Source organism: Streptomyces sp. NPDC017993 (assembly GCF_044328065.1).
Classification (GTDB): Bacteria; Actinomycetota; Actinomycetes; order Streptomycetales; family Streptomycetaceae; genus Streptomyces.
Map to the genome: position 1 here is coordinate 227,109 of NZ_JBIRGO010000010.1, position 15,474 is coordinate 242,582.

General features: G+C 72.0%; 11 protein-coding genes. 3 read left to right on the forward strand and 8 right to left on the reverse strand.

The window, feature by feature from the left end; translation table 11 throughout:
• Positions 1-34: 34 nt before the first annotated feature.
• The 5 genes from ACH4FH_RS20495 to ACH4FH_RS20515 form a co-directional block, all read right to left on the reverse strand.
• Positions 35-3,214 carry an AAA family ATPase gene (locus ACH4FH_RS20495; protein ID WP_398557285.1) on the reverse strand — a complete coding sequence of 1,060 codons (3,180 nt, stop codon included), beginning with the start codon at positions 3,212-3,214 and terminating at the stop codon, positions 35-37.
• A 129-nt stretch (positions 3,215-3,343) separates the two neighbouring features.
• Entirely contained in the window at positions 3,344-3,544 is a 201-nt protein-coding gene (locus tag ACH4FH_RS20500; RefSeq protein WP_398557286.1) for a hypothetical protein, read from the reverse strand.
• A 189-nt stretch (positions 3,545-3,733) separates the two neighbouring features.
• The gene (locus tag ACH4FH_RS20505; protein WP_398557287.1) at positions 3,734-4,414 is read right to left on the reverse strand and encodes a hypothetical protein; all 681 of its coding nucleotides are present in this window, start codon (positions 4,412-4,414) and stop codon (positions 3,734-3,736) included.
• Between the two features lie 96 nt (positions 4,415-4,510).
• The gene (locus ACH4FH_RS20510; RefSeq protein ID WP_398557288.1) at positions 4,511-6,748 is read right to left on the reverse strand and encodes an MMPL family transporter; all 2,238 of its coding nucleotides are present in this window, start codon (positions 6,746-6,748) and stop codon (positions 4,511-4,513) included.
• A gap of 235 nt (positions 6,749-6,983) precedes the next feature.
• On the reverse strand, positions 6,984-9,095 hold the full coding sequence (locus ACH4FH_RS20515; RefSeq protein ID WP_398557289.1) for a phosphocholine-specific phospholipase C: 2,112 nt from the start codon (positions 9,093-9,095) through the stop codon (positions 6,984-6,986).
• 249 nt (positions 9,096-9,344) lie between these two features.
• On the opposite strand from ACH4FH_RS20515, the gene ACH4FH_RS20520 reads away from it, so the two are divergent.
• The 3 genes from ACH4FH_RS20520 to ACH4FH_RS20530 all read left to right on the forward strand — a co-directional run bounded on the left by ACH4FH_RS20520 (position 9,345) and on the right by ACH4FH_RS20530 (position 12,536).
• Complete coding sequence (locus ACH4FH_RS20520; RefSeq protein ID WP_398557290.1) at positions 9,345-9,620, forward strand: DUF2087 domain-containing protein; 276 nt, start codon at positions 9,345-9,347, stop codon at positions 9,618-9,620.
• Between the two features lie 267 nt (positions 9,621-9,887).
• On the forward strand, positions 9,888-10,544 hold the full coding sequence (locus tag ACH4FH_RS20525; RefSeq protein ID WP_398557291.1) for an LPXTG cell wall anchor domain-containing protein: 657 nt from the start codon (positions 9,888-9,890) through the stop codon (positions 10,542-10,544).
• Between the two features lie 261 nt (positions 10,545-10,805).
• Positions 10,806-12,536, forward strand: coding sequence for a chitinase (locus ACH4FH_RS20530; RefSeq protein WP_398557292.1), 1,731 nt, complete (start codon positions 10,806-10,808; stop codon positions 12,534-12,536).
• A 92-nt stretch (positions 12,537-12,628) separates the two neighbouring features.
• Here the strand turns inward: ACH4FH_RS20530 and ACH4FH_RS20535 are convergent, their stop codons facing one another.
• The 3 genes from ACH4FH_RS20535 to ACH4FH_RS20545 all read right to left on the reverse strand — a co-directional run bounded on the left by ACH4FH_RS20535 (position 12,629) and on the right by ACH4FH_RS20545 (position 15,471).
• Positions 12,629-13,534, reverse strand: coding sequence for an LLM class F420-dependent oxidoreductase (locus tag ACH4FH_RS20535; protein WP_398557293.1), 906 nt, complete (start codon positions 13,532-13,534; stop codon positions 12,629-12,631).
• Positions 13,535-13,712: 178 nt separating this feature from the next.
• A complete protein-coding gene (gene gatB, locus ACH4FH_RS20540; protein ID WP_398557294.1) occupies positions 13,713-15,221 on the reverse strand; it encodes an Asp-tRNA(Asn)/Glu-tRNA(Gln) amidotransferase subunit GatB in 1,509 nt (502 codons plus the stop codon).
• Between the two features lie 16 nt (positions 15,222-15,237).
• A complete protein-coding gene (locus ACH4FH_RS20545; RefSeq protein ID WP_398557371.1) occupies positions 15,238-15,471 on the reverse strand; it encodes a hypothetical protein in 234 nt (77 codons plus the stop codon).
• Positions 15,472-15,474: the final 3 nt, after the last annotated feature.

Here is a 15,474-nt window from a genome sequence, read left to right on the forward strand (position 1 = left end):
GTCTGCGGGGCGTGTGCGAGTGATCGCTGGGTCGCTACTGCGCCGCCACGGCCCCGTCCGGTGCCGGCTCGCTGAACAGCCGCAGCCGGTGGGCCACGGCGCCCGCCTCGCCGCGGCCGGAGACGCCGAGCTTGGCGAGGATGTTGGAGACATGCACGCTGGCGGTCTTCGGGGAGATGAAGAGGGCGTCGGCTATCTGGCGGTTGCTGCGGCCGTCGGCCACCAGGCGCAGCACGTCCCGCTCGCGCGGGGTCAGGCCGAGCGATTCCGCGGGCACGGCGACGGGTGGCGGTCCGGGCGTCACTGAGCCGTTCCGGGCGGCGGCCGGAGCCGTGGCCGCCGCCAGCCCCGGGAGCGGCACTCTGGCGCGCTGGGCGAGGAGTTCGAGTTCGTCGGCCAGCGGGCGGGCGCCCAGCTGTCCGGCGGCGGTGTGCGCCTGGGTGAGCAGGAGGACGGCGGCCTCCCGGGGCGTACGGCCGTGCAGGCCCGCGGTCGCCCGCTCGGCGCCGTGCAGCAGGGACTCGGCCCAGCGGTAGCAGGCCCAGGCGAGTTCGTGCGGGCGCTCCAGGGGTTCGAAGGAGGCGACCGTCTCGGCCCAGGCGTCCGGCGCCTCCCGGCCCTCGGCGCGCAGCAGTTCGGCGTCGACCGCGAGGCCGTAGGAACGGCAGACGGGGGACAGACGCGGCAGCTTCTTGGCGGCGTCCCGGATCCGGGCGAGGATCCTGGCCCGGCCGGGCTCGGCGGCGGGCAGGCCGCGGGCATCGGACTCCGCGGTGGTGGCGGACCACAGCAGCGGCCACGCATAGCGCTGGATGCCGGGCGGGAAGCCGGTGTCCAGGGTCTGCTGGAGGATGGCGCGGGCGTCGAGGATGCGGCCCTGGCGGGCGGCGATGCGCAGGGCGTGGCGGGCCATGGGGACGGCGTGCTGTGGCTGGGTGTCGTGGGTTCCGTAGTGCTCCTGGGCCACGGCCAACTCCCGCTCGGCGTCGGCCGATTCGCCCCGGTCCAGGGCGAGGGCGGCGAGGCGGTTGGCGGCCAGGGCGAGCGGGCGGGCGCTCTGGGCGAGGTCGCGGGCCTCGGCCGCGACCCGGCCCGCTTCCGCCCAGCGGCCGAGGGACTGCAGCGATTCGGCGCGGTTGCCGGCCACCCAGCTGGTGCTGTCCTTGAGGCCGTAGTGGGTGGTGAGTTCGAGGCCGCGGTCGGTGACCTCGACGGCCTCGCGGGAGCGGCCCACGCCCTCCAGCAGGGACGGGAGGTTGACGTGGCCGCGCCCGATGACGGCGAAGTAGCCGCGGTCGACGGCGAGGTCGAGTGCGGTACGGAAGTCCGCGAGGCCGTCGTCGACCTCTCCGGCCTCGACCCGCAGGCCGGCCAGGGTCAGCCGGGAGTTCAGCTCGGCCTCTTCGTCGCCGACCGACTTGGCGAGTTCCACGGCGCGTTCGGCCTTGGCGAACGCGCCGGGGCCCGGTTCGTGGAGCACCGCCCAGCTGGCGACGTGGGCCATCACGGCGGCGTGCACGGAGGACGGCGGCAGGCCGCGCATCAGCTCCTGGGCGGTGCCCAGGTCCGCCCAGCCGTCGCCGCGGCCGGTGCGCTGGACGAGCAGGGAGCGCTGCACCAGGAACCAGGCGGTGCGAAGGGGGTCGCCCCCGCTCGCGCCGTGCTGAGAGCTTCCGGGAGCGTCGCTGCCCTCGCGCAGTGACCGCAGGGCGCGCTTGGTGATCGTGAAGGCGCGCTCGCTGTCGCCGGAGAGCCGGGCGGCCACCGCGATCTCCGCGAGCAGATCGAGGAACCGCAGGGCGTCGTCGTCGCAGCCGCAGGCCGGATACGCCTCGGCGTAGTCGACCGGACGCACCGCGCCCCGGACCTCCTTGGGGGCGTCGTCCCACAGCTCCAGGGCGCGGTCGAGCAGCCGGAGCTGTTCGGCGTAGGCGTGGCGGCGGCGGGCCTGGACGGAGGCGGCGAGGACGGCGGGCAGTGCCTTGGCGGGGTCGTGGGCCTTGTACCAGTAGCTGGCCAGGCGGGCGGCGCAGACGTCGGAGCGGACGAGTGAGGGGTCGGCTTCGAGTGCCTGGGCGTAGCGGCGGTTGAGGCGGGTGCGTTCGCCGGGCAGCAGGTCGTCGACGACGGCCTCGCGGACGAGGGCGTGCCGGAAGCGGTAGCCGGTGCCGTCCTGGGTCGGGACCAGGGTGTTGCTGCCGACGGCGATCCGCAGTGCCTCGATGAGGTCGTCCTCGGGCATCCCGCAGACGGCGGAGAGGAGTTCGTGTTCCACGGTGGAGCCGCCCTCGGCGGCGGTGCGGACCACGCGCTGGGCGTGCTCGGGCAGCGCCTCGACGCGGACCAGCAGCAGATCGCGCAGCGGGTCGCTGAGGCCGTGCAGACAGCCGTCGGCGATGCTGCGGGCGAGCTCCTCGACGAAGAAGGCGTTGCCCTCGGAGCGGGCGAAGACCCGGTCGACGGTGGCTTCTTCCGGGTCGCTGCCGTTGATTCCGGCGATCTGGGAGCGGACCTCTGCCCGGTTGAAGCGGGCCAGCTCCACGCGCTGGACCGTGCGCATCCGGTCGATCTCGGCGAGGAAGGGGCGCAGCGGATGGCGGCGGTGGATGTCGTCGGAGCGGTAGGTGGCGACGAGGAGGACGTCGGCGTCGTGCAGGGCGCGCAGGAGGTAGGCGAGCAGCTCGCGGGTGGAGCGGTCGGCCCAGTGCAGGTCCTCGATGACGACCACGATCACGCGGTCGCCCTCGCGCTCGCCGTCCCGGCTGCGGCGCGCCGCGAGCCGCTCCAGCAGGCGGGCGGTCAGCTCGAAGAGGCGGGCGCGGCCGGTCTCCTCGTCGTGGGTCTCGGCGGTTTCCCCCAACTCGGGCAAGATGCGGGCGAGTTCGCCCTCCTGTCCGGCGACGGCGGCGGCGAGTTCGTCGCGCAGGTGCCAATTGAGGGTGTGCAGGATCGCGGAGAAGGGCGCGTAGGGCAGCCCTTCGGAGCCGATCTCGATGCAGCCGCCCGCGGCGACGAGGGCGCCCTGCGCGCGGGCGCTGTCGGTGAACTCCTCGATGAGCCGGGTCTTGCCGACCCCGGCCTCGCCGCCGATCAGCAGTGCCTGGGGCTCGCCGGATGTCCTGACGTGGGCGAGCGCGTCGCCCAGCGCGGCGAGTTCGGCCGCACGGCCGACGAACACGGGACTGACGGACCTGGTCTCCACGTCGCCGAGCATGGCACACCGGTCTGACAATCGGGCACCGGATTTCGGCAGGCGAAACGCCCGGCCCGGTGCGCTGGGCACCTGGGGCCGGGCGTGCGGTGGCCGGGTCGGCCGGGAGCGGGCGGGCACTTGTGGCCCGGGTCAGGCGGCGGCGCGGCGTACGCGCGTGCGCAGGCCCCGCTTTCCCCTCACCCGCCCTTCGGTTTCGTTCGCTCCTGAGCGGGCGGCGGCGCCGTGTCCGGCGCGCTGCCCTTCGGTCGCCTGGCGTACCAGGCGCTGCCGGTCGGCCTCGCGGCGCAGTTCCTCGTAGCGGACGCGGATGTCGAGTTCGGAGGTGTACACGGTGACTCTCCCTGGCGATGGTGAGGCGGTGGCTCGACGGCTGGTCGCTCGTCGATGACCTCAAGCCTCGTCGCCCAGGGGGGTCCACCACATCGGGAGAGTGCCCGATCTCCGTGCTCGCGCGTCCTTAGATTCCCGCGCCGGGGGCCGGGGGCTCCTTAGGGACCGGCCCCCGCGCCCGCGAGCGGCTTACTGGCCGGGTGCGGCACCCTTAGGAATGCTCGGCAGGCTTCCGAAGAGGTCGAGGTACATGCCTCCGGAGATGAGGATGCCGAGGACGCCGAGGGCCAGTCCGCCCCAGGCGACGGCCCGCACCCAGGTGCTGCGCGGCCGGGTCAGCACCACGGCGGCGACGATCACGGCGAGCAGCGCGAAGACGCCGTTCACCAGGGCGGTGGTGTGCCACGGGGTGCCGTAGACGGTGGAGATCTGGTCGGTGGCCTTGCCCGACTGGAGCTTGATCTGGCCCATCAGGGTCTGCCGCTCGGCCATCAGCGTGCCCAGCCAGGTGCCGGTCACGGAGGCGAGGCCGAGGCCCGCGGCGACGACGGCACCGGCGCCGGCGGCGACCGCCGTGGTGCCCGCGCGCGCGGCGTGCTCCTCGTCGGCGGTCGTGGTGTCGTCGAGGGCGTCGAGGTCGCTGTCGTCGTCGTGCTCGGTGAGGACGTCGGCCTTCCCACCGGCGTCGGCGGTGTCCGTCGACGCGGTGCTCTTGGTGGTCGTGGTGCCTGTGTCGACCTTGGTGTCCTTGGCAGCCTCACCGGTCGCGTCGCTACCGGTGGCCTCCGTGGTCCCCTCGGCCGCCTTGGCGGCCTGGGCCGGCACGGTCTCGTCGTCGGTTCGCTTGTCGGTCGTCCTGGTCGTTCCCATGGTCGCGACCGTAGGGGCCGCGTCTGAGAGTCCGATGAGAACCACCGCGGCAGTCGGAGGACCGGCCCTCGCAGCGGCCCGCCGCCCCTCGGTGTGCTACGCCCTGACCAGGGGTTTCTCCATTTCCCTGGGGCCGGGCAGGGAAACCGGATCGAGTGGTTCCGGCGGCGGTTCGATGCTGAGGCGGGGCAGCCGGCGGTCCATCCAGGCGGGCAGCCACCAGTTGGCTCCGCCGAGCATGTGCATCAGGGCGGGAACCAGCAGCGTACGGAGGACGAACGCGTCCAGGGCGACGGCAGCGGCCAGGCCGATGCCGAACATCGCGATGATCCGGTCGCCGCTGAGCACGAACGCCCCGAACACCGCGATCATGATGACCGCCGCGGAGTTGATCACGCGGCTCGTCTCGGCCAGCCCGACGCGCACCGCCCGGCGGTTGTCGCGCGTCAGCTGCCACTCCTCGTACATCCGGCTGACCAGGAACACCTGGTAGTCCATGGAGAGGCCGAAGAGCACCGACACCATGATGACCGGCAGGAAGGGTTCGATGGGGCCCGCGCTTCCGAGGCCGAGCAGTTCGCTCCCCCAGCCCCACTGGAAGATCGCGACGACGATCCCGAAGGACGAGGCGACGGCCGCGACGTTCATCACCGCCGCCTTGAGCGGGATACCGATACTGCGGAAGGCCAGCAGCAGCAGGACCGAGCCGAGGCCGATCACCACGCCGACGAAGAGGGGCAGCTTGTCGACGATGACGGATGCGAAGTCGTCGTAGCTCGCGGTGACACCGCCGACGTGGACGTCCATCGTCGTCGCGCCCTCGGCTTCGGGCAGCACGTCGGCGCGCAGCCGTTCCACCAGGTCGGAGGTCTGCTGGGACTGCGGTGAGCTGGTCGGCACCACGGTGATCACGCCGGTGCTTCCGCTGCCGTCGTACTCCGGGCCGCCGACCCGGTCGACCCCGGGGGTGGTGCGCAGTTCGTCCGGCAGCCTGTCGAAGGCCAGCCGGTCCTTGGCGCCGTCGAGGGAGCCGACGAGCGTCAGCGGGCCGTTGACCCCGGGCCCGAAGCCGCTCCCGGAGCCGCCGTCGGCGCCGCGGCCGCCCGCCAGCAGGTCGTACGCCTGCCGGGTGGTGGACGTGGCGGGGTTGTTGCCCTGGTCGGAGGTGCCCAGGTGGAGGCCGAAGGTGGGCAGGGCGAGGACGAGCATGACGGCGGCCGCCACCGCGCCCAGCAGCTTGGGGTGCCGCTCGACGAAGCCGGACCAGCGGGCGGCGAAGCCGGTGGGGTGCTCGGGCCGCGGCCCGTGCTCGGCCAGCTGCCGTCGTTCGCGGCGGCTGAGCGCCCGCTTCCCGATCACGCCGAGCAGCGCGGGCAGCAGGGTGATGGACGCGGCGACGGTCAGCACGACGGTGAGCGAGGCGGCGAGCGCGACACCGTTGAGGAAGTTGAGCCGCAGGATCAGCATGCCGAGGAGGGCGATGCAGACGGTGGCGCCGGCGAAGACGACCGCCCGCCCGGACACCGTCACGGCCCGTTCGGCGGCCTCCTGGACGGATAGCCCCTCCCGGAGGCCCTTGCGGTGCCGGGTGACGATGAACAGGGCGTAGTCGATGCCGACGCCCAGGCCGATCAGCATGCCGAGCATCGGCGCGAAGTCGGCGACGGTCATGGCGTGGCTGAGCAGGGTGATGCCGGCCGAGGCGGTGCCGACGGCGGCGACCGCGGTGATGATCGGCAGGAAGGTCGCGGCGAGCGACCCGAAGGCGAGGAAGAGGACCACGGCGGCGGCGCCCAGCCCGATGATCTCCGCCAGTTGGGCCTTCGGCGCCTCGGTCAGGGCGACGCCGGCGCCGCCCAGCTCGACCTGGAGGCCGTCGCCCGACGCGGCCTGTGCGGTGTCGACGACCTCTTGGACCTGGCCGGCGTCCAGCTGGTCGGTGGGGACGTCGAAGACGACGGAGGCGTAGGCGGTGTGCCCGTCCTGGCTGATCTGCTGCTCACCCTGCGGCCCGTAGGGCCCCTGGACGGTGGAGACGCCCGGCAGCCCGGCGATCTCGTCGAGGGTGTGCGCCATCTTCTTCTCGACCGCGCCGGAGCGAACGGTTCCGGAGTCGGTGTGCCACACGAGGGTGTCGCTGTCGCCGGACCGGTCGGGGAACGCCTTCGCCATCAGGGCGGTGGCCTGCCCGGATTCGGTCCCGGGGACGTCGTAGTTGTTGGAGTAGGCGGATCCCGCCACCCCCGCCGCCACCGCGACCCCCGCGAAGGTGGCGAGCCAGAGCACGATCACAACGATGCGGCGCCTGAGGCACCACCGAGCCAGAGCGGTCACGGACCTCGTCTGCTTCCCGGGTTGTGCGTCGATAACTCCCGGGTGACGGGTGGTGCCGAGCGCGTGGTGAACGGGTGCGTGGCGGGTCCGGCCCCGGAGGGTGTCCGGGAGGTCTCATCGCGGTGACGAAGGAGTGTCGGGCCTGCCTCTTCTGCAGGGTGGCAGCCCGAAAAGATCCTTTGTCCCCTTTGTGGACTTCCCCACAAAGGGGACACGACGGGGAACTCGGTCGCGGTCAGCCCGTGACCGACTCCTTGCCGTTCTCGATGTGCCCCATCAGCCGGCGGTGGAAGGCGCCGTCCTCGGTGATCTTCAGGGCCAGGTCGTACCACCCGTGCGCGTCCGCCGTGGCGTGCGCGACGGTGCGGGTGCTGCCCGCCTTCACCTTGAGCGTGCGGGGCGAGCTGTCGGAGTAGGCGAGCGGCGCGAGGGTGAGGGTGAGGTCCGTGCCGCCGCGGTTGACGACGGTCAGATGGATCTCCCGCCGGCCGGCGTCGATCCAGGAGCTGATCTTGACGGCCGCCGCGGCGCCCGTGCCCGCGCCGGCGAACTCCCGGCGGAACCCGTTCGGCCCGGTCACCGTGAAACGGTACGCGCCGTCCTTGACCGGCACCGCCCACTCCCCGGGCCCCGCCACGTCGCGGTGCTGCGGAGCGTCGTACTCCTTCGCGTACGGGTAGAGGGCCAGATGTGCGGCGGCCTTGCCGGTGTTGCGTACCGCCAGGCGGAAGAGCGAGGCGCCCGCGTCGAAGCCGCCGTCCGCGTCCGGTTGGTACGGCAGCGCGCGGGCCGGCCGGCTGCCGTGCTCCTGTTGCGGCAGCGCCTGCCGCGCCGGCGGCAGCGGCGCCCACCGCCCGCTGAACGCCGGGATCTCGCCAGGCTGCTCCACCGACGGCCGCCGGTGTCCGCGCGAGAAGTCGAAGGCGCTGGTCAGGTCGCCGCAGACGGTCCGCCGCCACGGGGAGATCTGCGGCTCCTCGATGCCGGTCCACCGCTCCAGGAACCGGGTGATCGAGGTGTGGTCGAAGACCTGCGAGCAGGCATGACCGCCGACCGTCCAGGGCGAGATGACGATCATCGGCACGCGGATGCCGAGCCCGGTCGGCCGGCCGTCCCAGAACTCCCCGTCCGTCCCGGCCGGCGGGACCGGCGGCGGCACGTGGTCGAAGAAGCCGTCGTTCTCGTCGTACGTCAGGAAGAGCGCGGTGTGCCGCCAGACCTCGGGGTTCTTGCCGAGCGCGTCCAGGACCTTGTAGACGATGGTGGCGCTCTCGACGGGTGAGGACGAGCCGGGGTGCTCGGAGTCGGCGGCCGACGGGACGATGTAGGAGACCTCCGGCAGCTTGCCGGAGGCGACGTCGGCGGCGAAGGCGGTCGCCGTCGTGTCCGGCTCGCCGCGCCGCAGCGCGCGCTCGAAGAGGCTCCGCTCGGCGCGGCTCAGCCCCCGCACCCCCTCTTCGAGCAGCCCCTGGAGCCGCGCGCGCTCGGCCGCGTCGGCGCCCGCCACCTTCCCGTAGAAGGCGGTCATGTTCGCCGCACCGTCCACCTTGGCGAGCGCCTTCTTCGCGACGGCCTTGAAGGTCGCGAAGAACTCCAGGTTGTTGTCGGTGAAGTTGTCCCACTCCTGGTAGACACGCCAGCTGCGGCCGGCCTTCTCCAGGCGCTCGGCGTACGTCGGCCAGGTGTAGCCGGTGTGGGTGTCCTCCTCGTAGGCGTCGTTGCCCACCGCGCGCTTGCCGGTGCCCGGCTCGAAGCCCGTCCAGCCGCTCACGAGGTGGTTGCGGTTGGGGCTGGTGGAGGAGTGGATGGAGGAGTGATAGGCGTCGCAGATGGTGAAGGTGTCGGCGAGCTCGTAGTGCAGCGGGACGTCCTGCCGGTCGTAATACGCCATGGTCGCCGCGGTCTTGGCGGTGACCCAGTTGTTCATCCACCCGCCGTTCCACGCCTTGGATCCGCCGTCCCAGCCGTGATCCAGCGCCCCGATGTACTGGAGATCCTTCTTCTGCGCCGCGGCCGCGGCCCGTACCGGGAAGGGCAGCACCGTGCCGAGGCCGAGGGGTCCGGGCTGCTCGTACACGCCGGTACCGGAGGGCAGCTCGATCGCGTTGCGGTCGGCGAAGCCGCGGACCCCGCGGAGCATGCCGAAATAGTGGTCGAAGGAACGGTTCTCCTGCATCAGCACGACGACATGTCTGATGTCGCCGATCCCGCCACTCCCCCGCACCGGCCGCGCCGCGTCGTCCGCCATCGCCTGCCGCAACGACGGTGGCAGCAGCGACCCTGCCACCGCGGCGCCCGCCGCCGCGCCAACTCCCAGCACCCGTCTACGAGATACCTCCGGTGCCACGCCAGACCTCCCACTCGACAGCCCTGCCCGAAGCCCCGTCACCAATGGTCGCCGCGCAGGCCATTGAGAGGGCGCGACGGGGACGGTAGCGGACGGCTGTAGACCGCGATAGGTACCCGGGTGACAACTTTGGGAACAGCTGCCCCGGGCCGGGAGCCCGGGGCGGCTCCCGGCCCGGGGCGGCTCCCGCGGCGTGGCGACGCGGAAAATGCGTTGCCGGCGCACGGACGACGGGGGAGGCTGCCCGGCATGCCTGACAACAGTGCGGGCGGCGCCCACGGGGTGGCCGCCCTTTTCGCCGGCGGGCGGCTGACGGCGATCCCCCGCAAGGCGGCCCGTCGCGAGCAGTTGCTCGTCCATCTCACCGAGACCCTGTTCGAGCGGGACCGGGAGTACGTCGAGCGAGAGGTCAACGAGGCGCTGCGCACGGTCCACGAGGACTGTTCGGCACTGCGCCGCTATCTGGTCATCGCCGGACTGCTGTCCCGGACCAGGGACGGCAGCTGCTACCGACGGGTCCACTGAGGGGTGCCGAGGGCGGCTGCGGCCGGCCCGTTGAAGGATCCGGCAGCTCTCCGGGGCGAATGCGCAGGTGACCAGCGCCCCGAACTGCCGCTCTTCAGGGGCGCTCGGGGCCGCGGGATCGCCGTTCCCGATCGTTACGCGGGACTAATGGTGCGAGCGACGCCTTCTGCAGCATAAGTGTCGTGGCGAGGCTTGACCGCCTCCTGAGGTAGCAGGAAGCTGAGCCGCCCCCCACGGCAACCCACCTCATTCACCGTTGGACTGCCCATGCGCCCGCTTGTCTCCGCAGGTCTGCTCGCGGCCCCCGTCGCCGTGGCCCTGCTCCTCGCCCCGTCCGCTCACGCCACTCCCGGCGACAACGGCACCGTGAAGATCCACGACGCCACCACGGGTGAGGAGCTTCGCAAGAACGAACCTCACGTGTGCACCTTCTACCTCGACGCCTTCGGCTTCGACGCCGGCCAGGAGATCGACTGGCGCATCGAGGCGTGGGCCCCGACCGCCGGAGTCAAGGGCGAGACCGCGAAAACCGGTTCGCTGACGCTCCGCAGCGACGGGCACGGCCGTACGCCGGACCTGTCACTGCCCGACGGCCATTACAAGCTGTTCTGGAACTTCGCCGGCGAGCACGGCCGGGCCAAGCACAAGGTCTTCTGGACCGACTGCGAGGACGACGGCCCGAGCGGCACGCCGTCACCGTCCACGCCCCCGTCCGCCACGCCCACGGCGTCCGCTCCCGCGGGCACCGTCCCCTCCTCCTCGTCGTCCGCGTCGCCCACGACATCCGCGTCCGCGCCGGCCGGCGGCGACCTCGCCGAGACCGGCAACGGCGCACCCGTCGGGCCGCTGGCGACCGTGGCCGCAGCGCTCGTCGCGGCCGGGGGCTACCTGGTGATCCGCCGCCGCAAGGCACGGCAGCACTGACCTCGCAGCACACCGTGCCCCCGCGTTCCGTGCGAGCGCGGGGGCACTGCCGTGCGGCCTCGACCGGTGCGGTACCACCCGCACCGACACGACACCGCACCCACGGTCCACCGCTGGCGCCGGCCGGGCCGCGCAGGCTCCAACACCCGCCACTGCGCGACCACTTGACAACAGCATTGGTCTGAACCATTTTGTGCGCAGAAGCGGTGGCCACCGTCTCGTGCAGTTCTCCTGCGTTTCCCTTCGGCACCGGAGACAGCCATGCCACGCATCGAGCGCACCAGACCCTCCCGTCACAGACGCGTGTTCACCGCATTCCTGGCGGCCCTCGCCGCCGTGGTGCTGGGCGCCGCCGGCGTCCAGGCCACCGCCGCCCCGGCGAGCGCCGGCGCCCTGGCCGACGTCAACGTCGCGAAGAACGCCGGATACGAGTCCGGGATCAGCAACTGGACCTGTTCCGGGGCGAGCGGAGCACCCGTCAGCAGCCCTGTCCACAGCGGGGCGAGCGCCTTGAAGGCCACCCCGACCGCGTCGGACCACGCCAAGTGCTCCCAGACCGTCGCGGTCAAGCCCGGTGCGACGTACCGGTTGAGCGCCTACGTCCAGGGCTCGTACGCCTACCTGGGCGTGTCGGGCACCGGCACCACGGACGTCTCGACCTGGACCCCGGGCAGCACCGGCTGGCAGCAGATCGGCACCAGCTTCACCACCGGCCCCGGCACCACCTCGGTGACCGTCTACACGCACGGCTGGTACGGGCAGGGCGCCTACCACGCGGACGACCTCAGCGTCTTCGGCCCGGACGGCGGAGGCGGCACCGACCCCGGCCCGGAGGTCCCGTCGGCGCCCGCCGGCGTCACCGTCGGCGCCGTGACCTCCTCCTCCATCGCGCTGACCTGGAACGCGGTCACCGCAGCCACCGGCTACACCGTCTACCGCGACGGCACCAAGGTGCAGGCCGTGAGCGGCACCTCGGCGACCGTCACCGGCCTGACCGCGGCCACCTCGTACCGCTTCCGGGTCTCCGCGACCAACACGGCCGGCGAGTCGGCGCGTTCCGCCGAGGTCACCGCCACCACGTCCGCCGGCAGCGGCGGTGACCCCTCGGTCCCCCGGCACGCGGTCACCGGCTACTGGCAGAACTTCAACAACGGCGCGACCGTCCAGAAGATCAGTGACGTGCCGAGCCGGTACGACATCATCGCCGTGGCCTTCGCCGACGCGACCACCACACCCGGCGCCGTCACCTTCAACCTCGACTCCGCGGGCCTGGGCGGCTACACCGTCGACCAGTTCAAGGCCGACATCAAGGCCAAGCAGGCGGCCGGCAGGTCCGTCGTCCTCTCCATCGGCGGCGAGAAGGGCACCGTCTCCGTCAACGACGCCGCCTCCGCGGAGAACTTCGCCAACAGCCTCTACGGCCTCATGCAGCAGTACGGCTTCAACGGCGTCGACATCGACCTGGAGAACGGACTCAACCCGACCTACATGACGCAGGCCCTGCGCATCCTGTCGCAGAAGGCGGGCAGCAAGCTCGTGATCACGATGGCCCCGCAGACCATCGACATGCAGTCCACGTCGGGCGGCTACTTCCGGACGGCGCTGAACATCAAGGACATCCTGACCGTCGTCAACATGCAGTACTACAACAGTGGTTCGATGCTCGGCTGCGACGGCAAGGTCTACTCCCAGGGCACCGTCGACTTCCTCACCGCCCTGGCCTGCATCCAGCTCGAAGGCGGCCTCGACCCCTCACAGGTGGGCCTGGGCCTGCCCGCCTCGACCCGTGGCGCGGGCAGCGGCTATGTCTCCCCCGGCGTCGTCAACGCCGCCCTGGACTGCCTGACCCGCGGCACCGGTTGCGGCTCCTTCAAGCCGGCCAAGACCTATCCGGGGCTGCGCGGCGCCATGACCTGGTCCACCAACTGGGACGCGGCGAGCGGCAACGCGTGGTCGAACGCGGTCGGCCCGCACGTCCACGGCCTGCCGTAGCTGGTACGCACACCGGCCGGCGCGCCGGAATCGCGTTCGCCGGCACCCCACATGCCGGCGAACGCACATCGCGCGGAGCGGCCCGGCCACCCTCACTCAGTTGTCAACACCGGTGCCAACTCCCGCAATTGGCTCAGCCCCAGGTCTCGCGGAGGCGCCAGCGGCTGGATCGCCACATGATCGGCCCCCGCCGCGTGGTGCTCCCGCACCCGCCGGTGAATCGCCTCCACATCGCCCCACGCCACGACCGCGTCGACCAGCCGGTCGCTGCCGCCCCCGGCGAAGTCCTCGTCCCCGAAGCCCAGTCGGCGCAGGCTGTTCACATAGTTGGGCAGCGTGAGGTAGAAGCGGGTGTGGTGCTCACGCGCCAGCGCGCGAGCGGCCGCGGGGTCGGTCTCCAGCAGCACGGCCTGCTCCGGGGCGAGCAGCGGCCCCGAGCCCAGGACCTCGCGGGCCTGCGCGGTGTGCTCGGGCGTGACGAAGTAGGTGTGCGCCCCCGCCGCCCGCTTCCCGGACAGTTCCAGCATCTTCGGTCCCAGAGCGGCCAGAACCCGGGGCGCCGGCCCGTCGGGCAGCGGCGCCTCGTACTCGGTTGCGTCCATGCCCTCCAGATACGACCGCATGGCCGCCAACGGCTTCTCATAGACATGCCCCCGCTGACCGACCTGCGGCGCGTGACTTGCCCCCAGCCCGAGGACGAACCGCCCGGGATACGCCTCGGCGAGGGTGTTGGCGGCGGCATTCATCGCCGTCGCGTCCCGCGCCCAGATGTTCGCGATGCCGGTGGCGACGACCATCCGCCGCGTCGCCGCCAGCAGCAATCCGGCGTGCGTCAGCGCTTCCTTGGTGGCGCGCCCCTCCCCGAACCACAGAGCGCCGTACCCCAGCCCCTCGATCTCCGCCGCCGCCTCCCGGGCCACCTCGGCCGTCACCAGCCCGAGCCCCGCGTGCCAGACCCCGACCCGGCCGAGCCGTGCGGCGAGAGTGTGCTGCTGCATCGTGCGTTCCTCCACTGTGCGGGCAAGACTGTTGCTCTCGTCTCAGCACGGGACCCCGCCTCGGCATTCCTCGCGGTAGCGGCCCTCTCCCCGAATCGCCAAGACCCCCCGAAACGGCTCGATGCGGCCCCCGTGACCGGGGACCGCATCGAGTACGCCGCTGCGCGGCAGCCGAACGTCAGCCTTCGACGCCCAGCTTCTCCAGGATCAGCTCACGCACGCGTGCCGCGTCCGCCTGACCGCGGGTGGCCTTCATGACCGCGCCGACCAGGGCGCCCGCCGCGGCGACCTTGCCGCCGCGGATCTTGTCGGCGATGGCGGCGTTACCCGCGATCGCCTCGTCGACGGCGGTGCCCAGCGCGCCCTCGTCGGAGACGACCTTCAGGCCGCGATTCTCGACGACGGTGTCCGGGTCGCCCTCGCCGGCCAGCACGCCCTCGATGGTCTGGCGGGCCAGCTTGTCGTTGAGGGAACCCTCGGTGACCAGGGCGGTGACCCGGGCGACCTGCTCGGGGGTGATCGGCAGGGCGGCCAGGTCCACGCCGTCCTCGTTGGCGCGGCGGGCCAGTTCGCCCATCCACCACTTACGGGCCGAGGCGGAGTCCGCGCCGGCGTCGACGGTGGCGGTGATCAGGTCGACCGCGCCGGCGTTGAGGATCGACTGCATGTCGTGCTCGGAGATGCCCCACTCCTCGCGCAGCCGGTTGCGGCGAAGGCGCGGCAGCTCCGGCAGCGTGGCCCGCAGTTCCTCGACCCACGCGCGCTCGGGGGCCACCGGCACCAGGTCCGGCTCGGGGAAGTAGCGGTAGTCCTCGGCGTTGTCCTTGATGCGGCCGGCGGTGGTGGAGCCGTCCTCCTCATGGAAGTGCCGGGTCTCCTGGACGATGGAGCCGCCGGAGGAGAGCACCGCGGCGTGCCGCTGGATCTCGAAGCGGGCCGCCCGCTCCACGGAGCGCAGGGAGTTGACGTTCTTGGTCTCCGAGCGGGTGCCGAGCTTCTCGGTGCCGTTCGGGCGCAGCGACAGGTTCACGTCGCAGCGCATCTGGCCCTGCTCCATGCGGGCCTCGGAGACGCCCAGCGCCTTGATCAGCTCGCGCAGCTCGGCGACGTACGCCTTGGCGACCTCGGGGGCCCGCTCGCCCGCGCCCTCGATCGGCTTGGTGACGATCTCGATGAGCGGGATACCGGCGCGGTTGTAGTCCAGGAGGGAGTGCGAGGCGCCGTGGATACGGCCCGTCGCGCCACCGACGTGCGTGGACTTGCCGGTGTCCTCCTCCATGTGGGCGCGCTCGATCTGCACGCGGAAGACCTCACCGTCCTCCAGCTGTACGTCGAGGTAGCCGTCGAAGGCGATCGGCTCGTCGTACTGGGAGGTCTGGAAGTTCTTCGGCATGTCCGGATAGAAGTAGTTCTTCCGGGCGAAGCGGCACCACTCGGCGATCGAGCAGTTCAGGGCCAGGCCGATCTTCACCGCGGACTCGACGCCGATCGCGTTGACGACCGGCAGCGAGCCGGGCAGGCCCAGGCAGGTGGGGCAGGTCTGCGAGTTGGCGTCGGCGCCCAGGGTGGTGGAGCACCCGCAGAACATCTTGGTCTTGGTGCCGAGTTCGACGTGCACCTCGAGACCCATCACGGGGTCGAAGGTGGCCAACGCGTCCTCGTACGACACCAGTTCGGTGACTGTCACGGTGAAACTTTCCCTCTCAGCCCAGCAGGACGTCGTCGTCGCCCAGACGCTTCAGTTCGCGATAGAGGATCGCCAGGCCCGTGACGATCGCCGCGGCCGAGACGGCGGCGTCGACCAGGCGCAGCGTGTCGCTCTCCTTGCGGGCCAGCTTCGCCTGCTTGGCGACGCTGATGGCGCCGAACGCGGTGCTGCCGATCGACAGGTACAGACCGCCCTTGGACTTCTTGAAGTTCTTGGCCTTCTTGGTCATGGC